The following is an 18,160-nucleotide window of genomic DNA, read 5'->3' on the forward strand; positions in this document are numbered from 1 at the left end:
GCTGAGCTGGGGTCTCCGTCGGCCGGTGACGCTCGGTGTCACCGGCCGGCGACGCGATTCATATGGTGCGGCTGAGGCTCCGCCTGGTGCTGCGTGCGATGGTGATCATCTCTTCCGTACGACGACGAAGTCCGCGAGCGCCACGAGCTGCGCCCGGATCCGTTCCGGCATGTCGACACCGTCGAGGGCGTCGATCGCGATCGCGTGCTGGCGGCGGGCCTCCTGAGAGGTCCACTCGCGGCCGCCCGCCTCCTCGATCAGGGCCGCCCTGGTGGCGAACTCCTCCTCGGAGAAGCTGTCGAAGTCGTTGCTTTTGGCATCGGCCGCGAGCAGCTCGCCGAGGCGCTGCGAGGCCGGGCCGCCCGCGGCGAGCGCGGCGACGACCGGCAGGGACTTCTTGCGCTGGCGCAGGTCGCTCCAGGTCTGCTTGCCGGTGGAGACCGGGTCGCCCCAGATGCCGAGCAGGTCGTCGACGGCCTGGAAGGCCAGGCCGAGGTGGTAGCCGTACGCCTCCAGGGTGTCGGCGGTACGGTCGTCGGCGCCGCCGAGGACGGCGCCGATCGAGACGGCGCAGGCCAGCAGCGCGCCGGTCTTGTTGCCCTCCATCTCCAGGCACTCCTCGACGGTGACCCGCTCGCGGTGCTCGTAGGAGATGTCCTGGGCCTGGCCGTCGATGAGCTTGCGCGTCGCGGTGGTCAGGCGGCGGGTGGCGCGGCCCGCCTCCACCGTGCCCATCTCCAGGAGGAGTTCGTTGGCGAGCGCGAAGAGGGCGTCGCCGACGAGGATGGCCTGCGCGGGGCCGTGCACCTTCCACACCGTGTCGCGGTGCCTGCGCTGCTCGTCGCCGTCCATAAGGTCGTCGTGCAGGAGCGAGAAGTTGTGCACGAGCTCGACCGCGACCGCGCCGGGGATGCCGACCTCGGGCGCCGCACCTGCCGCCTCGGCCGACAGCAGAGCGAGCGCGGGCCGCACCGCCTTGCCGCCGTCGCCGTCCGAGGGGCGGCCCGCGGCGTCGATCCAGCCGAAGTGGTAGGCGGCCACTGTGTCCATGGGCGGGGCGAGCCGGTCGACGGCGGCGCGCAGCACCGGGGTGGACAGGGTGCGGCCGCGCTCCAGCAGCGCGGCGATGTCCGTGGCCTTCACGGCCTGGGCGGTCTGTGCGGTGTCTTCAGCCGGGTTCGCCGAGGGCACTGTCGGCACGCTTACTCCTCTGGTTCCAGTACTGGTGCTCACGCCGCCTCCTTGAGCGGATGTTCATGGCGACGGCCGAGCGCGGAGAGCGCAGCGCCGGCGGCACTGAACCCGCTGCGCACGGCACCCTCCATGGTCGCGGGCCAGCCAGTGGCAGTCCACGCGCCAGCAAGGTACAGGCCGGGGGCACGCGTGCGCGCGCCCGGCCGCAGACGACCGACGCCGGGGGCGGGCGCGAACGTCGCCGTACGCTCCCGGGTGACGAAGAAATCACGGACGTGTGCGCCGCGCGCGGCGGGCAACAGCCGTTCCAGTTCGGGCAGATACCGTGCGCGCAGGACGGCGACGGGGTCGTCGATCTCGTCCTCCGCGGCCGACTGCGACAGCGCCAGGTACTGGCCCTCGGTGCACCCGGACGCGTCGGTGCGGTCGAAGACCCACTGCACAGGCGTGCCGAGCGCGGCGAAGAACGGGCGGCGCAGCACCTTGCGGTCGTACAGGACATGGACGTTGAGGATCGGCGCGGTGCCGATGTCCAGCAGCCGGTCGGGGTCCTCCATGGCCCCTTCGGGCAGCAGGACGTGGGCCTCGCGCTGCGCCACGGCGAGGACGACCGCGTCGGCGTAGAGCGTCTCGGCGCCGGCCGCCACCTGCCAGCGGCCGCCGTCGGCGCGGGTGATGCCCCGCACGCGGGTGGAGAGTTCGGTGCGGACACCGGCCGTGTCGAGGGCTTTTCGGGCGAGGGTGTCGTGGAGTTCGCCGAGGGGTACGCGGGCCCAGCCGATGTCGGCGGCGCCGGGCTCGGAGAGCAGCCCGGTCTTGAAGACCATCGCGGCGAGTCCCATGGAGGCGTGCCGCGCGCGGGCGTTGAGGGTCGCCACGCCGACGAGGTCCCACAGGGCGGCGACGGCGCGTGGGGACTGGCCGTGCCGGCCGAGCCAGGTGGCGAAGTCGATGCCGTCGAGCGCGGGGTCGGCGGGGTCGAGCCTGTTCAGTGCCAGCGCGGCGCGTGCGACGCCGGCGCGCTCCGCGAGCGAGAGGTGCGGGTAGGCGGCGAGCCCGCCCGCGAGGTGCAGCGGTACGGGCAGCGCGGTGCGCCGCAGCCGGCCGAGCCGCGGCCCCCGGGGAGCCGCCACGTCCAGCACGGGGACGTCCAGCCGGTCCTGTACGGGTGCGAGCCGGGTGGCGTCGATCCGGTCGAGGAACCAGCGGTAGGCGGTGCAGCAGCGCAGGTACACGTGCTGGCCGTTGTCGACGGTGAGGTCGCCGCGCCGGAAGGAGAAGGCGAGTCCACCGAGGCGGGGCCGCCCCTCCAGGAGGGTGACCTCCAGTCCGGCGTCGGCGAGTTCCAGCGCGGCGGTGACTCCGGCGATGCCGCCGCCGACGACCACGGCGTGCGGGGCCGGGGTTTCGTCGCCCGTCATCGGCTCTCCCTCCTCGGGGCCGTCACGAACATGCTCCTCGCGTCCGCCACTGCGGGGGACGCAAGGGCGGCAGTGCGGGTCGACCGCACACCGGTCCCCCGCACGCCGGGGCGCGACGCGGGAGCTGCCGCCGGACGCAGCCTGCCCGGCACGGTCGCGCGGGGGCACGCGACACGCGGGCGCGGCGCGCGGAGACAGGGGCCGGGCGGGCCCGATGCGAGTCGGGTCACGCGCGGCCCCCCTGGGTGCGGCGGCCGATGTGGCGGGCGTCGAGGCCCGAGAGGCCGCGGACCGCCACGTACGCCTTCTCACGGCCCGGCAGGGAGACCCGGCCGCGCAGCACCGCCTCGGGGTCGCGTTCGATGCGGTCGAGCAGGCGGCGGTAGATGCCGGCCATGGCGGCGACGCAGGCGCCGCTGCGGCGGTCGAGCATGGGCAGCAGCCGGTAGCCCTCGGCGAACAGCGAGCGGGCGCGGCGCACTTCGAAGTGGACCAGGCCCGCGAAGTCGGCCCCGGGCGGCGGAGTCGTGCTGTGGAAGCCCGCGGAGCAGCCGAACTTCGCGAGGTCGTCGGCCGGCAGATAGCTGCGCCCGGTCGCGGCGTCCTCACGAACGTCGCGCAGGATGTTGGTCAGTTGCAGCGCGAGGCCGAGCGTATCGGCGTACTCGACGGCGCGCTCGGTGCCGCGTGCGCCGGGCTGAGTGCCGAACACGCCGAGCGAGAGCCTGCCGATCGCGCCCGCGACGCAGCGGCAGTAGACCTTGAGGTCGTCCCAGGTCTCGTACGTCTCGCCGCGCACGTCCATCAGTACGCCGTCGATGAGCTCGTCGAGCCCGCCGAGCGGCAGGCAGAAGCGCTGCGCCGCGTCGGCGAGCGCGACCGCGACGGGATCGGTGTCGTCGTCGTCGACGCCGCCCTTCCGGATGCGGTCGAGCACCGCCCGGGTGTCCTCCAGCCGGGCGTGCTTGGCCTCCGGGGTCAGCGCACCGTCACCGATGTCGTCGACCCGACGGGAGAACGCGTAGAGCGCGGACATGGCCTGCCGCTTGTCGGCCGGCAGCAGCCGGATCCCGTAGGCGAAGTTGCGGGCCTGCTGCCCGGTCACGGCCTCGCAGTAGCGGTACGCGGCCTGCACCGCGGCGGGCATCTGGGGCGATCCCTCCATCGTCCGGCTCATCCCTTCCTACGCGCTCTTCGCAAGACCAGTCCCGTTTCGCGCAGCACGTGGGCCTTTGCGGCTTTGGGTGGTCCGGGCAGCACATCATGTCCGGCCGCGGCGATCGCGGCGAGGGCGGCGCGCCCACCGCCGACGAAACCCGCGAGGAGCAGCCGCAGCCTGCCGTGGACGCTGCCCACGAGCGCCGTGCCCTCGTCGAGGAGGTCATGGGCCCGCCGGGACTCGTAGGCGATCAGTGCCCGCACCGAGGCGTTCGCCGTGGGGGCGGCGAGGTCCGCCTCGGTGACGCGGAAGAGCTTCAGGTCCTCGGCGGGCAGGTAGACGCGGTCGCGGGCGAGGTCCTCGGCGACGTCCTGGAGGTGCTCGACGATCTGGAGTGCGGTGCACACGGCGTCGGAGCGGCGGATGCGCTCGGGACTCGACGTGCCGGTGATCTGGAGGACCATCCGGCCGACGGTGTCGGCCGACAGCTCGCAGTAGGCGACCAGGTCGTCCCAGGTCTCGTAGCGGCGGACGAGCTGGTCCTGCCGGTTGGCGGCGATGAGGCCGAGGAAGGGCTCGGGGCTGAGCGAGCGGCGGCGGACGGTGGGCCGCAGGGCACGCAGCAGCGGGTGCCGCGGGACGGCGCCGGCCGGGTCGAAGACCCGGTTCAGGTCGGCCTCGAAGGCGTCGAGGAGGACGAGCGGGTCATCGGCGTGCTCGGGGGCGACACCGAGGCTGCGGGCGTCGGCGCCGCCGGGGGCGAGGTCGCCGTCACCGATGTCGTCGACGAGCCGGGCGAATCCGTAGACGGCCATGAGATCGTCGCGCCAGGCGCGCGGGAGGAAGAAGGGGGCGACGGGGAAGTTCTCGCCGGCGGCCTTGTCGAGGGTCGTGCGGGCGGTCTCCCGGGGCGCCTCGGGGGCGGCCGTCACTGCGCGCTGCCCAGTACGACGCCGCCCGGTACGACGGAGACGGCGCAGGACTCGCGGAGCTGGAGAGATTCCGTCATGGCCGTCACATCTCCCGTTCTACACCGCCGACCCAATACATCCTATTTCGGACACGCCGCCGTCTTGCCCTGCCGTCGACGGCCGTCCGGCACCCGGGCCAGGAAGGAGAAATCCCCCCACTTGCCGCGATTCAGCACTGCTACAGCTTACGTTGTACAACGCGCGACGCGGCTCCGGGGTGTTGCCCGCCCATGTGACAACGCCCCGATTCGCCCCGACCTTCCCCGCATACACAGGACTTGACCTCGTTCGACGGTCCGTGCGAATCCGGCGGGTACAGGGCCGGACGCACCGGGGCCCCCGCCGCTCGGCCGAGCGGCGGGGGCCCCGGGCGTGAGAGGCGCGGGCGACGGCTACTTGCCGGTCTCCTTCTCGTACGCCTTGATGACCTCGTCGGTCGGGCCGTCCATCAGCAGCTCGCCCTTCTCCAGCCACAGGACCCGGTCGCAGGTGTCCCTGATCGACTTGTTGCTGTGGCTGACCAGGAAGACCGTGCCGGCCTCCTTGCGGAGCTCGCGGATACGTTCCTCGGAGCGAATCTGGAAGCGGCGGTCACCGGTGGCGAGCGCCTCGTCGATCATCAGGACGTCGTGGTTCTTGGCGGCGGCGATGGAGAAGCGGAGCCTGGCCGCCATACCGGAGGAGTACGTGCGCATGGGCAGGGTGATGAAGTCGCCCTTCTCGTTGATGCCCGAGAAGTCGACGATGCCATGATAGCGCTCGCGGATCTCCTCGCGCGACATGCCCATGGCCAGGCCGCCGAGTATGACGTTGCGTTCACCCGTCAGGTCGTTCATCAGCGCCGCGTTGACGCCGAGCAGCGAGGGCTGACCGTCCGTGTAGACCTTGCCGCTCTCGGCGGGCAGCAGGCCGGCGATGGCCCGCAGCAGGGTCGACTTGCCGGAGCCGTTGGTGCCGATCAGTCCGATGGCCTCGCCGCGGTAGGCGGTGAAGGACACACCGCGGACGGCGTGCACCTTGCGCACCCCGCGGGACTCGCCCTTGTCGCGGCGCAGGATCCGGCTCAGGGCCGCGGTGGCGCTCCCCTTGCCTCCGCTGCCCGCGTTGACGCGGTAGACGATGTGGACGTCGTCGGCGATGACGGTCGGCACGCGTGCGGCGGACCCGTTGTCGTTCTTGTCGTCAGCCACGGCCGTAGCGCTCCTCAGCCTTCCAGAAGTACACGAAGCCCGCGAAGCCGATCACGACGGCCCAGCCGAGGGCCGACGCCCACACGTGCGAGGGCAGGTTCTCGGAGCCGTAGCCGTCGATCAGTGCGAAGCGGACGAGGTCCATATAGACGGCCGCCGGGTTGTACATCAGGACGTCGGCGATCCAGGCGGGCCTGTCCGCGAGCATGACCGGGATGGAGAACATCACACCGGAGGCGTACAGCCAGGTCCGCATGACGAACGGCATCAGCTGGGCGAGGTCGGGGGTCTTCGCGCCGAGCCTCGCCACGATCAGGGCCAGGCCGGTGTTGAACACGAACTGCAGGGCGAGCGCCGGGACCACCAGCAGCCACGACCAGGTCGGGAAGCTGCCGAACGCCACCACGATCGCGACCAGCACGATCATGGAGAACAGCAGCTGCTGGAGCTGCTGGAGCGCGAAGGAGATCGGCAGCGAGGCCCGCGGGAAGTGCAGGGCGCGCACCAGGCCCAGGTTGCCCGCGATCGCCCGGACGCCGGCCATCACCGAGCTCTGGGTGAAGGTGAACACGAACACACCGGTCACCAGGAACGGTACGTAGACCTCGACCGGCATGCCCCGGCTGGCCTTGAGGATCAGGCCGAAGATCAGGAAGTAGATCAGGGCGTTGAGCAGCGGGGTCGCCACCTGCCACAGCTGGCCGAGCTTCGCCTGGCTGTACTGGGCCGTGAGCTTGGCCTGCGAGAAGGCCAGGATGAAGTGGCGCCGCCCCCACAGCTGCCTGACGTACTCGGCCAGGCCGGGTCGGGCGCCGCTGACCGACAGTCCGTACTTGGCGGCGAGCTGTGCCGGCGAGAGGCCGTCGTCGGGTGACGGCGTGGGGCTCATCGCGATGGCACCGTCATGGGTTGTGTCACTCACAAGTTGAAACTTTCGTGTTCAAGATGCGCGGCGGTTCGGGGCTCCGTGTGTCCATCGGGGACCTCGGCCCAGATGCTCTCAGAACCGAGCTTGTCAGACGACAGGAGGTCGGCCCAGCCGTGTGAGCCGCCACACAGTACGCCACTTCATGGGGCGGCGCGGCCCGCAGGGCGTCCGCCATCCCTCCGCGAACCCCGCGAACCACGCCTTCAGCGCGGGCACCGTGGGCCGGCGCAGCAGCGTGAGCAGCACCCAGACGCCCAGGTAGACGGGGATCAGCGGCGCGGGCAGATTGCGGCGGGCCACCCACACGCGGTTGCGGGCCACCATGCGGTGGTAGACCGCGTGCCGCGAGGGCGGCAGGGTCGGGTGGAGCAGGACGATGTCCGCGCGGTAGTCGATGGCCCAGCCCGCGTCGAGGGCGCGCCAGGCGAGGTCGGTCTCCTCGTGGGCGTAGAAGAACTCGTCGGGCAGGCCGCCGACCTCCTCGATGACCTCGGTCCGCACGGCATTGGCGCCGCCCAGGAAGGTCGTCACGCGCGAGGAGCGCATCGGGTCCGAGGCGCGCAGCCGCGGGACGTGGCGGCGCTGGGTGAGCCCGGTGTCCGGGTCGGCGATGCGGAAGCTGATGATGCCGAGCCGGGGGTCGGCGTCGAAGGCCTGGCGGACCAGCTCGCCGGTGTCGGCGCCCGCCAGCATGCCGTCGTCGTCGAGGAAGAGCAGGACGTCGACGTCCCGCCCGGACGGGCCGAACGCTTCGATGCCCACGTTGCGTCCGCCCGGGATGCCCAGGTTCTCGGGCAGCTCCACGGTCCGTACGCCCTCGGGGACGTCGAGCACCGGGGCACCGTTGCCGACGACGACGACCTCGATCCGGTCGCCGTTCTGCTTGGCGACCGAATCGAGGAGTGCGCGCAGTTCGTCGGGGCGGTTGCCCATGGTGATGACGACCGCGCCCAGCTTGAGCGGAGCCGTCATTTCAGCCTGCTCGACGCCAGGATCGAGACCAGGTGCAGCAGGGTCTGCAGCAGGGCGATGCCGGCGAGGACGGCGACACCGAGGCGCGAGAAGAACAGGTCGTCCCTGACCGTGTCCAGGATCGCCAGGACCAGGATCAGGAGCGATGCCTCGATCCCGAGGACGAGCCGGTGGAACTTCAGCGCCCCGGCGGCCCTGCGGGCCAGCGCCATGCCGGCCGAGCGCGGCTCGGACGCCGCCTCCTTGACCGGCGGCAGCCCGCCCTGGTGACGGGCGACGCCTACGAGGTCGGTCTCGGCCTTGATGAGGATGGCGCCGAGGGCGGCCAGGGTGCCGAGGAAGGCCCACAGCCAGTCGACCCGGCCGGGTCCCCACAGGTCGGCGGCGCGCAGGCCGAAGCCGACGAGGACGGCGGCGTCGCACAGATACGCCCCGACGCGGTCCAGGTAGACCCCGCCGAGCGAGAACTGCTTCTTCCAGCGGGCGACCTCGCCGTCGACGCAGTCGAGGAGCAGGTAGAGCTGGACCGCGACCACGCCGAGTACGGCACCCCAGATGCCCGGCACCAGCAGGGCCGGGGCGGCGAGGACGCCGCAGAGGGTCATCACATAGGTCAGCTGGTTCGGCGTGACCTTGGTGGTGACCAGGAGGCGGGTGATGCGCAGGGAGACCTCGCGCATGTACAGGCGGCCGCCCCAGTGCTCTCCGCTGCGCCGGTCCTTCACGCCCGCCGGGTGAACGACCGGACGCAGTTCAGCTACTGATGGTCTTGGCATAGTCGGCGTACGCGTCCCTGATCTGATCGGTGGTGAGGGCGAGGTGCTCGAGGACGGTGAACCGTCCCGGGCGGGTCTGCGGTGCGTACTCCACGGCGCGGACGAACTCCTCCGCGGAGAACCCGATCTCCTCCGGCAGCACCGGCAGCCCGTGCCGGCGCAGGACCTCGGCGAACAGGGCCGCGTCCTCGCGCGCACCGCGCAGGTGCATCGCGAACGCGGCGCCGAGGCCGACCTGCTCGCCGTGGCTGGCGGCCCGCTTGGGGTAGAGGAGGTCGAAGGCGTGGCTGATCTCGTGGCAGGCGCCCGACGAGGGGCGGGAGTCGCCGCTGATAGACATGGCGATGCCGGAGAGCACCAGGGCCTCGGCGAGGACGGTCAGGAACTCGTCGTCGCCGACGCCGCCGGGGTGGCGCAGCACGGACTGGCCCGCGGTGCGGGCCATGGCGGCGGCGAGGCCGTCCACCGGCTCTCCGTTGACGCGGTGGGCGAGCTCCCAGTCGGCGATGGCCGAGATGTTGGAGATCGCGTCGCCGATGCCGGAGCGGACGAAGCGCACGGGGGCGTCGCGCACCACGTCGAGGTCGATGACCATGGCGATGGGCGAGGGGACGCCGTAGGAGCCGCGGCCGTTGTCGTTGTCGAGGATGGAGATCGGCGAGCACAGGCCGTCGTGCGCGAGGTTGGTCGCGACGGCGGCGAGCGGGAGTCCGACCCGGGCCGCGGCGTACTTGGCCACGTCGATGATCTTGCCGCCGCCGAGGCCGACGACCGCGTCGTACCGGCTGCCCTTGATGTCGTCGGCGAGCTTGACCGCGGAGTCGATGGTCCCGTCGCAGACCTCGTACCAGTCGGCGCCCGGCAGTGCGGGTGCAAGGCGCTCGCGCAGGGCCTGGCCGGAGCCGCCGCTGACGGCGAAGGCGAGCTTGCCGGAGGCGGAGATGCGCTGGTCTGCGAGGAGCGAGGCCAGATCGTCCAGGGCTCCCGCGCGGATGTCGACGACGACCGGGGAAGGGATCAGCCGGGTCAGTACAGGCACGCGATTTCACGGCCCTTCGCGAGGTCGTCGTGGTTGTCGATCTCGACCCACCTGACGTCCCCGATCGGGGCCACGTCGATGGTGAAACCGCGGTTGACGAGCTCCTGGTAGCCGTCCTCGTAGTAGAGGTCCGGGTCCCGCTCGAAGGTGGCCTTCAGCGCGTCGGCGAGGTCGGCGGCCGCGTCGGGCTCGATGAGGGTGACGCCGATGTACTCGCCGGTGGCGGTCTCGGGGTCCATCAGCTTGGTGATCCGCTGGACGCCCTTGCCGTCGGCGGTGATGACCTTCATCTCCTCGTCGGCGAGGTGCTTCACCGTGTCGAGGGCGAGGATGATCCGCTGTCCGTTGCCGCGGGCGGCGAGCAGCGTCTGCTCCACCGAGACGGGGTGCACGGTGTCGCCGTTGGCGAGGATGACGCCCTCGGCCAGGACGTCACGGGCGCACCACAGGGAGTAGGCGTTGTTCCACTCCTCGGCCTTGTCGTTGTCGACGAGGGTGAGCTTCAGGCCGTACTTCGCCTCGAGCGCCGCCTTGCGCTCGTAGACGGCCTCCTTGCGGTAGCCGACGACGATCGCGGCCTCGGTGAGGCCGATCTCGGCGAAGTTGCCGAGGGTGAGGTCGAGGACGGTGGTGTCGCCGTCCACAGGCACGAGGGCCTTCGGGAGCGTGTCGGTGTAGGGGCGAAGACGCCGTCCGGCACCGGCTGCCAGAACAAGGCCGATCATGCGGGTTCTCCTTCGTCATGTACTGCGGGTGCGCCTGAGGACACCCAGAAGCGGATGCTCTCGGTCAGCACCACGAGCGCGACCGCCACGGCGATGACCGCCAGCGCGATGGTGAAGTCCGTGCTGTTCAGCAGGAGGGCCGACAGCGCGACCGACAGGACCCGCCCCTCGTGCCCGCCGATCACCCGCACCAGCCAGTGCGGGGGCGCGCCCGTGCCACCGCGGATGCGGTACACCGTGTCGTAGTGATGGTAGGCGACCGCCGCCACCAGCCCGAAAGCTGCCGGTAGCGCACCGTTCACCTCTGCGTGAGCGGCGAGGACGAGGACGGTGCCGTATTCGGCGGCCCGGAACACCGGGGGGACCAGCCAGTCGAGGGCGCCCTTCAGCGGCCGCGCGACCGCGATGCCGGAAGTGACCGCGTATCCGGCAGCCGCGGCGACGGTCCACACGGAGCCGAAGCCGGTGAACGCGGCGGTGGCCACGACGGCGGCCGCGCCGGTGACGGCGGCCGCGAGCGGGACGAGACCGGGAAGCCTCCGTGCCCGCTGCGCGAAGGCGCGCGCCACCGCCTGGGCGAGGGGGCCCGAGTCGGCGAGGTCGGCGAGGGCCCGGGTGGCGCGGTCCGTGCGGTGCGCCTTGCGGGTCAGGGAGCGCAGCACCCGGCCGGCGGTGGTGTAGCAGGCGGCGAGCGAGCAGCCGACGAGCAGGGCCCAGAAGACGATCCGGGGGGTGGTGACGGCCGTGAGCACCGCGATCATGGCCCAGCGCTCGCCGATCGGCAGGACTATCATCCGGCGCACCCACACCGTCCAGCCGACGCTGTCGAGCCTGCTCGACAGGGCGGCCGTGGGACTCGTGTTCGCGGTGGCGTCGTGGTTGGCCTCGTTGAAGGAGAAGTCGACGACGTGCCGGCAGGTCTGCAGGACCATCGCGCCGAGCGCGAGCGCCCATACGTCGTCGCCTCCCCCACTGCCGCTCGCGGCCGATGCACCGAGGGCGAGACCCGCGTAGTACGCGTACTCCTTGGCACGGTCGAACGTCGCGTCCAGCCAGGCGCCCAGCGTCGAGTACTGCAGCGAGTAGCGGGCGAGCTGACCGTCGGTGCAGTCCAGGACGAAGGAGAGGAGCAGCAGCAGACCGGCAGCGACGAAGCCCGCGCGGGTGCCGGTCGCCGCGCATCCGGCGGCGATCAGCGCGGTGAGCAGCGAGGCGGTGGTGACCTGGTTCGGGGTCAGACCTCGGCGCGCGCACCAGCGGGCGATGTAGCGGGAGTAGGGGCTGATGCAGAAGGTCGTGAAGAAGCCGTCGCGCGCCTTGACGGCGGAGCGCAGGCGGACGGCCTCGTCGTCGACGGCCTCGACCGCGGCGCGGACCCGGTGCCTGTCCTGCGCCCCGGTGGGCACGTCGGCGACCAGGGAGCCCAGCTCGGGACGGTGGACGGCGGCGCCGCCCGCTTCGAGGGCGGTGGCGACGCTGTCGACGAGCCCGTCACCGTCCGCGGCGACGGCACCGGCGGGCACGGTCGCCGTGACACCGCGCACGGCCGCGGTCAGCGCGGCGCGGGCGGCCGGCTGCGCGGTCAGCGCTCCGGGGACGGCGGCGGCCGGGAAGCGGGGGTCGGTCAGCGCGAGCCGCAGGGCGTGCACATGTCCCACGAAGCGGGGGTCGACGAGCGCGACGCGCTCGGCGCCCGGCACGGCCGCGACCAGTGCGGCGGTCCGCTCGGGGCCGTCCGCGATCTGCACGTCGAAACCCAGCGACCGCAGATCGCCTTCGAGCGACGATCCGGGTACCGGCGGACCGGTGAGGATGGCGGTCGACAGACGAACTCACTCCTTGGAGCTGGCGGTGCACGGGCAGGGCGGCTCGGCCCGGTACCCGGGCGGCGGCACGTCGGCCGAGGCTATCGGATGAAGGGGAGCGGGAATTCATCGGCCGTTCACGCCCGGGAGGCCCGCCGGGATCATCATGGTCGATCACCGCCTCACCGGACAAACCGCGGACGGCCCCCACCGGGCACGGGCCGCCGGCGGTGAGCACGGGGCGCCTACAGGGAGCGCGCAGGGCGACGCTCACCCCGCCCCGAGGGAGACGAAACTCACCGGCCGGCGGCCCGTACGGATGCCGTCCCACGGGCGTCTCCGGCATCCGATCTTCGCCACAGACTGATCGCACAAGCGTCTGACCTGCAAGCATTTCCGCAGGTCAGAGCACATGACAACGGTGTTCAGTGCCGTGTTGACCATACCCCCCACCCGTAGTTCACTGAGGACCTGGAAGGCAGGTCCGACGTTCACGGGAGGCATTCGCATGGGGGCAGGTCACGACCACGGGCACACGCACGGCGGGCCGCCGCCGACGGGGACCGCGGCCGCGGCCTACAAGGGACGGCTTCGGATCGCGCTCTCCATCACGCTGGGCGTGATGGTGCTGGAGATCGTCGGTGGTGTGCTGTCCGGCTCGCTCGCGCTGATCGCGGACGCCGCCCACATGGCGACGGACGCCGTCGGACTGGCCATGGCCCTGCTCGCCATCCACTTCGCCAACCGGCCGGCCGGACTGAACCGCACCTTCGGCTTCGCGAGGGCGGAGATCCTCGCCGCGCTCGCCAACTGCCTGCTGCTGCTCGGCGTCGGCGGCTACCTTCTGTTCGAGGCGGTCGAGCGGTTCATCACACCGGCCGAGACCCGCGGCGGCCTGACGATCACCTTCGCCCTCGTCGGTCTGGTCGCCAACATGGTCTCGCTCTCCCTCCTGGTACGCGGTCAGAAGGAGAGCCTGAACGTCCGCGGCGCCTACCTTGAGGTGCTCGCCGACGCGCTCGGCTCGGTCACCGTGCTGGTGTCGGCGGGCGTCATCCTGGCCACGGGCTGGCAGTACGCCGACCCGATCGCGTCCCTCGTCATCGGCCTGATGATCGTCCCGCGCACGCTGCGGCTGCTGCGCGAGACCCTGAACGTGCTGCTGGAGGCGGCGCCGAAGGGTGTCGACATGGGCGAGGTCCGCGCGCACATACTGGCGCTGCCGGGTGTGGAGGACGTGCACGACCTGCACGCCTGGACGATCACCTCGGGCATGCCGGTGCTCTCGGCCCATGTGGTGGTGGCCCAGGACGTGCTGGACGCGGTGGGGCACGAGAAGCTCCTCCACGAACTGCAGGGCTGCATCGGCGACCACTTCGACGTCGAGCACTGCACGTTCCAGCTGGAGCCCGTCGGGCACGCGGAGCACGAGGCGAAACTCTGTCACTGAGCGGCGGCATCGTTGTTAGGGTTCGGCCGGGGCGAGCACGCCCCGGCCGAATTCTTTGAGAGGAGCTGAGGTTGATGACTGCGGCGATGGAGGCTGCCGTGAGCAGCGCCCGGTCCGTCATCCGCTTCCGGGCTCCCGGCCAACACTGATCCGATCAGGTCCGGTCCACCGGACCCGGTCGTGCCGTCGGCCGGAGCCCATTCACACACAAGGGTTTCCCCGTTGTCCGACAACGCATTGCACGACGCCTTCTCCCTGCACCACGGTCTTCCGCGGCAGGGCCCCGGTTCCGACGCCACCTCGCTGCGGCTGCTCGCCGCCGCGGGCCCGCTGCCCGCGCGTCCGCGGGTGCTGGACCTCGGCTGCGGCGCGGGCCGTTCCGCGCTGCTGCTGGCCGCCGAGGCCGGCGCGCAGGTGACCGCGGTCGACCTGCACCAGCCGTTCCTCGACGAGCTGCGGCACTCCGCCGACGCCCGCGGGCTCGGGGAGGCGATCCGTACCGTCCGCGCCGACATGGGCGACCTCCCCTTCCCCGACGGGTCGTTCGATCTCGTCTGGGCGGAGAGCTCCGCCTACTCCATCGGCTTCGACACCGCCCTCGCCGCATGGCGGCGGCTGCTCGCCCCGGGCGGCGCTCTCGTGCTGACCGAGTGCGAGTGGACGGCCGAGCCTCCCCCACAGCCTTCGGCGTGGGAGGTACCCCCAGCCGCACGCGCCTTGTGGGACCGCCACTACCGGCTGCGTACGACCGCCGAGAACTGCGCGGCGGCCTCCGCCGCCGGTTACACGATCCTCTCGGTGTACCGGCAGCCCGAGAGCGACTGGGACGAGTACTACGGTCCGCTGGCCGCGCGGGCCGACGCCGCGGCTCCCGCGGCGCCGGGCATGGCCGAGGTTCCCCCACAGCCCGCGGCGTCGGAGGCACCCCCAGCCGGCACCCGCGAGGAGATCGTCATGCGCCGTGAGCACGGCGTGGAGTACGGCTGCACCGGTTATGTGCTGCGTCCCGCGGACCCGCGCTGGCACACCCGCCCGGAGACGGCGGCCGATGCCGCGGTCGTCCGGGAGCTGAACGCCGCCGCCTTCCCCACGCCGGAGGAGGCGGACCTCGTGGACGCGCTTCGCCGGGACGGCGAGGCGTGGCTGCCGGGTCTGTCGTACGTCGCCGAGGCGGCTGGGGGTACCTCCCACGCCGACGGCTGTGGGGGAGGCTCACCCGCGGCGTACGCGCTGCTCACGCGGTGCCGGGTGGGTGACACACCCGCGCTCGCGCTGGCCCCGGTGGCGACCGCGCCCCGGTACCAGCGCCAGGGCGCGGGACAGGCGGTGGTCCGGGCCGTGCTGGACGCGGCGCGGGCGCGCGGCGAGCGCCTGGTGGTGGTCCTCGGGCACCCGGAGTACTACCCGCGGTTCGGTTTCGAACGGGCCTCCGGATACGGAATCAGGCCAGGATTCGAGGCCCCCGACGAGGCCGTGATGGCGCTGGTGCTGGACGGATCGGCCGCCACCGCACACGGTGAGATCCGTTATCCGGCGGCCTTCGGAGTCTGACCGTCCGTCCGCCCCGCCCGCGTGCACCGCGCGGCGGGGCGGACATGCCAGGCCGCCGAAGTGCGGACAAGCATCGTTTTTACGGCAGACTGGGCAGGCTCCCCGAGGGCCGAGGAACGATGCGAAGGATGGTCATGCCGATCACACCAGCCACCGCGGCGAACAGTTCGTCGAACGGCACATCACCAGCGATCCTGCTCGAACTGGTCGACGAACAGGGCCATACCATCGGCACCGCGGAGAAGCTCTCCGCCCATCAGGCGCCCGGCCGGCTGCACCGCGCGTTCTCGGTGTTCCTCTTCGACGAGCAGGGCCGGCTGCTGCTCCAGCGCCGGGCGCTGAGCAAGTACCACTCCCCCGGTGTCTGGTCGAACAGCTGCTGCGGCCACCCCTACCCCGGCGAGGCCCCGTTCGCGGCCGCCGCCCGGCGTACGTACGAGGAGCTGGGGGTCTCGCCGTCGTTGCTCGCGGAGGCGGGCACGGTGCGCTACAACCACCCCGACCCGGCGTCGGGGCTGGTGGAGCAGGAGTACAACCACCTCTTCGTCGGCATGGTGCAGTCCGCGCTGCGGCCCGACCCGGAGGAGGTCGGCGAGACGGCGTTCGTGACGCCCGACGAGCTGACGGAGCTGCACGGCCGGGCCACGTTCTCGGCGTGGTTCATGACGGTGCTGGACGCCGCGCGCCCGGCGGTCAGGGAGCTGACGGGCCCGTCAGGCGGCTGGTGAGCCCGCGGGTGGTGCGGTCCGGTCGCGGGCCGCACCCGCGGGTTCCGGGGCCGGGGGCTGTCCGGCCGATCAGGGCCTAGATCGGGGCCTAGATCGGGGCCGCGTCGCCGTTCAGGACCGGAACCAGTGGCAGCTCGGCCCAGATGATCTTGCCTCCGCTCGCGGTGTGCTCGACGTCGCACAGGCCGCCGGCCTCGCGCGTGATCTCCCGTACGAGCAGCAGGCCGCGGCCACCGGTCTGCGCGGAGTCGGTCTCCAGCGCCTTGGGCCGGTAGGGGTGGTTGTCCTCCACGGACACGCGGACCCACTGGGCGCCGATGGCGACCTCGACGGCGACCTCGGGCGATAGTAGGGCCGCGTGCCGCACGGCGTTGGTGACCAGCTCGGAGACGATCAGCAGGAGTCCCTGCACCACCTCGTCGGCGACCGGCACACCCTGGCGGTCCAGCAGGTCCCGTACGGCACGACGGGCCTGGGGCACGGAGACGTCGACCGCCGGAGCGGTGAAGCGCCAGACCCCCTCGTACGACAGCGGCCGGGCAGGCACGCTCCCGCGGCTCTCCATAGTTTCACCCTCGGCTCGTTTGCCACTGACCTTGAGTAACAAGTGTTGACAGTCAGTTGGTTCGGGCCGAGCAGCTGAACAGAACTGATCGCCTTTGAGCGCCTTTTGAACGATTGCGTATGACAGCGTCAGTTGTGCGACTGGTCGGGATCCCATTCTGTCCGATTCGTCCGGCCGATCGTTTCAGCAGCCTTTCCCGCTGACCTTCATGCTCGACGACCCCGCCCGGACGGATAGCATCCCGCGCATGGAGCCGCCCGAGTCCCCGCAGCCGCAGCTGACGCACACCGTCGAGGACGGTGTCGCCACCGTCGTCATCAGCAACCCCGCCAAGCGCAACGCGATGACCGCCGGGATGTGGCGCGCCCTGCCCGAGCTGCTCGCCGAACTCGCCGGCGACCGTGCCGTGCGCACGCTGGTGCTGACCGGAGAGGGCAAGACCTTCTGCGCGGGCGCGGACATCTCGTCGCTGCGCGAGCCCGGCGAGGATCCGCAGGCGCTCGCGGTCCGCGCGGAGGAAGCGCTCGCCGCCTTCCCCAAGCCGACGCTCGCCGTGGTGCGCGGGTACTGCGTGGGCGGCGGCTGTCAGCTCGCCGCCGCCTGCGACCTGCGGTTCGCCGCCGATGACGCGCTCTTCGGCGTGACGCCCGCGAAGCTCGGCATCGTCTACCCGGCGGCGTCGACCCGGCGGCTGGCCGCCCTGGTGGGTCCGGCGGCGGCCAAGTACCTGCTGTTCTCGGCCGAGTTGATCGACACGGACCGGGCGCTGCGCAGCGGGCTCGTGGACGAGGTGCTGCCGGAGAGCGAACTGGGCCGGCGCGCCGCCGAGTTCACCCGGATCCTCGCCTCCCGTTCGCAGCTCACCCAGTGCGCCGCCAAGGAGTTCGCCGCGGGCCGCACCGACCGGGACGCGTTCTGGGCGGAGCAGGCGCGCGCAAGCGGCGACACCGCCGAGGGTGTCGCCGCCTTCCTGGAGCGCAGGACGCCGCGCTTCGGCTGGACGCCGGGGCCTACCGGAGGATGAAGCGGCTCTTGGCGCGGAACTCCTCCACGAGGTGGGCGGGCGCCTTGGCCGGCGAGCCGGCGTCGTAGGGCGGCTGCGGGTCGTACTCGGTCAGCAGTTGCACGGCCTGGGCGTGCTCGTCCCCGGCGAGCCTGCCGACCAGGGTGAGGCCCATGTCGATGCCCGAGGAGACCCCGGCGGCGGTGAGGTACTTGCCGTCGGTCACGACGCGGCGGCCGGTGGGCTTCGCGCCGAACGTCCCGAGCACGTCGAGCGCGAGCCAGTGCGACGTCGCCTCGCGCCCCTTCAGCAGTCCGGCCGCGGCCAGCAGCAGCGAGCCCGTGCACACGGACGTGGTCCACGTGGAGGTCGCGTCGGCGGTGCGCAGCCAGCCGAGCAGTGCCTCGTTCTCCATCTGGTCGCTCTGCCCCGGCCCGCCGGGTACGACGACGATGTCGGGCGCGGGCACCTCGTCGAAGCTCTTGGTGGCGACGAGGGACAGCTGCCCCTTGTCGTTCGTCACGGGTCCGGGGCGCTCGGCGACGAAGACGACCTCCGCGTCCGGGAGGCGGCAGAGCATCTCGTAGGGGCCGACGGCGTCCAGGGTGGTGAAGCGGTCGAAGAGCAGGACGGCGATCTGCATGACAGGTCCCTTCGGTGGGGTGGTCGGTCCGGGGCGTTCG

At 72.0% G+C, this 18,160-nt stretch carries 17 protein-coding genes; 4 read left to right on the plus strand and 13 right to left on the minus strand.

Annotated elements, in window-relative coordinates:
* Positions 1–105: 105 nt before the first annotated feature.
* The 11 genes from ACF08N_RS00690 to ACF08N_RS00740 form a co-directional block, all read right to left on the minus strand.
* Positions 106–1,191 carry a polyprenyl synthetase family protein gene (locus ACF08N_RS00690; RefSeq protein ID WP_392322858.1) on the minus strand — a complete coding sequence of 362 codons (1,086 nt, stop codon included), beginning with the start codon at positions 1,189–1,191 and terminating at the stop codon, positions 106–108.
* Positions 1,192–1,229: 38 nt separating this feature from the next.
* Positions 1,230–2,615 carry a hydroxysqualene dehydroxylase HpnE gene (hpnE, locus tag ACF08N_RS00695; protein WP_392322358.1) on the minus strand — a complete coding sequence of 462 codons (1,386 nt, stop codon included), beginning with the start codon at positions 2,613–2,615 and terminating at the stop codon, positions 1,230–1,232.
* A 226-nt stretch (positions 2,616–2,841) separates the two neighbouring features.
* A complete protein-coding gene (gene hpnD / locus ACF08N_RS00700; protein ID WP_392322359.1) occupies positions 2,842–3,792 on the minus strand; it encodes a presqualene diphosphate synthase HpnD in 951 nt (316 codons plus the stop codon).
* Positions 3,789–4,706: a squalene synthase HpnC gene (gene hpnC / locus ACF08N_RS00705; protein WP_392322360.1), complete on the minus strand. Its 918-nt coding sequence runs from the start codon at positions 4,704–4,706 to the stop codon at positions 3,789–3,791. Before hpnC ends, hpnD begins: the two co-directional genes overlap by 4 nt.
* 431 nt (positions 4,707–5,137) lie before the next feature.
* A complete protein-coding gene (locus tag ACF08N_RS00710) occupies positions 5,138–5,935 on the minus strand; it encodes an ABC transporter ATP-binding protein (protein WP_392322361.1) in 798 nt (265 codons plus the stop codon).
* Positions 5,928–6,857, minus strand: coding sequence for an ABC transporter permease (locus ACF08N_RS00715; protein ID WP_392322362.1), 930 nt, complete (start codon positions 6,855–6,857; stop codon positions 5,928–5,930). The genes ACF08N_RS00710 and ACF08N_RS00715 overlap by 8 nt, the downstream gene beginning before the upstream one ends.
* A 93-nt stretch (positions 6,858–6,950) precedes the next feature.
* Positions 6,951–7,835: a glycosyltransferase family 2 protein gene (locus ACF08N_RS00720; protein ID WP_392322363.1), complete on the minus strand. Its 885-nt coding sequence runs from the start codon at positions 7,833–7,835 to the stop codon at positions 6,951–6,953.
* Positions 7,832–8,611 carry a CDP-alcohol phosphatidyltransferase family protein gene (locus ACF08N_RS00725; protein WP_392322364.1) on the minus strand — a complete coding sequence of 260 codons (780 nt, stop codon included), beginning with the start codon at positions 8,609–8,611 and terminating at the stop codon, positions 7,832–7,834. Before ACF08N_RS00725 ends, ACF08N_RS00720 begins: the two co-directional genes overlap by 4 nt.
* A complete protein-coding gene (locus tag ACF08N_RS00730) occupies positions 8,589–9,650 on the minus strand; it encodes an iron-containing alcohol dehydrogenase family protein (protein ID WP_392322365.1) in 1,062 nt (353 codons plus the stop codon). The genes ACF08N_RS00725 and ACF08N_RS00730 overlap by 23 nt, the downstream gene beginning before the upstream one ends.
* A complete protein-coding gene (locus ACF08N_RS00735; protein WP_392322366.1) occupies positions 9,638–10,375 on the minus strand; it encodes a sugar phosphate nucleotidyltransferase in 738 nt (245 codons plus the stop codon). The genes ACF08N_RS00730 and ACF08N_RS00735 overlap by 13 nt, the downstream gene beginning before the upstream one ends.
* Positions 10,372–12,201, minus strand: a complete 1,830-nt coding sequence (locus tag ACF08N_RS00740) for a DUF5941 domain-containing protein (protein WP_392322859.1) — start codon at positions 12,199–12,201, stop codon at positions 10,372–10,374. The genes ACF08N_RS00735 and ACF08N_RS00740 overlap by 4 nt, the downstream gene beginning before the upstream one ends.
* Before the next feature lie 487 nt (positions 12,202–12,688).
* Here ACF08N_RS00740 and ACF08N_RS00745 point away from each other — a divergent pair, with 487 nt between their 5' ends.
* From ACF08N_RS00745 to idi, 3 genes are all read left to right on the plus strand, one after another.
* Positions 12,689–13,630 (plus strand): cation diffusion facilitator family transporter, encoded by a 942-nt coding sequence (locus tag ACF08N_RS00745; RefSeq protein WP_392322367.1) that lies wholly within the window; start codon positions 12,689–12,691, stop codon positions 13,628–13,630.
* Between the two features lie 222 nt (positions 13,631–13,852).
* A complete protein-coding gene (locus ACF08N_RS00750) occupies positions 13,853–15,181 on the plus strand; it encodes a GNAT family N-acetyltransferase (protein ID WP_392322368.1) in 1,329 nt (442 codons plus the stop codon).
* Positions 15,182–15,315: 134 nt separating this feature from the next.
* Positions 15,316–15,909 (plus strand): isopentenyl-diphosphate Delta-isomerase, encoded by a 594-nt coding sequence (idi, locus tag ACF08N_RS00755; RefSeq protein WP_392322369.1) that lies wholly within the window; start codon positions 15,316–15,318, stop codon positions 15,907–15,909.
* An 88-nt stretch (positions 15,910–15,997) separates the two neighbouring features.
* Here the strand turns inward: idi and ACF08N_RS00760 are convergent, their stop codons facing one another.
* Positions 15,998–16,474, minus strand: a complete 477-nt coding sequence (locus ACF08N_RS00760; protein ID WP_392322370.1) for an ATP-binding protein — start codon at positions 16,472–16,474, stop codon at positions 15,998–16,000.
* A gap of 247 nt (positions 16,475–16,721) precedes the next feature.
* Here ACF08N_RS00760 and ACF08N_RS00765 point away from each other — a divergent pair, with 247 nt between their 5' ends.
* Positions 16,722–17,498 carry an enoyl-CoA hydratase/isomerase family protein gene (locus ACF08N_RS00765; protein WP_392322371.1) on the plus strand — a complete coding sequence of 259 codons (777 nt, stop codon included), beginning with the start codon at positions 16,722–16,724 and terminating at the stop codon, positions 17,496–17,498.
* On the opposite strand, the gene ACF08N_RS00770 is transcribed toward ACF08N_RS00765, so the two are convergent.
* Positions 17,485–18,120 carry a DJ-1/PfpI family protein gene (locus tag ACF08N_RS00770; protein WP_392322372.1) on the minus strand — a complete coding sequence of 212 codons (636 nt, stop codon included), beginning with the start codon at positions 18,118–18,120 and terminating at the stop codon, positions 17,485–17,487. The two genes, ACF08N_RS00765 and ACF08N_RS00770, sit on opposite strands and share 14 nt — an antisense overlap.
* Positions 18,121–18,160: the final 40 nt, after the last annotated feature.

The organism is Streptomyces sp. NPDC015127 (assembly GCF_043080095.1).
Taxonomy (GTDB): Bacteria; Actinomycetota; Actinomycetes; order Streptomycetales; family Streptomycetaceae; genus Streptomyces.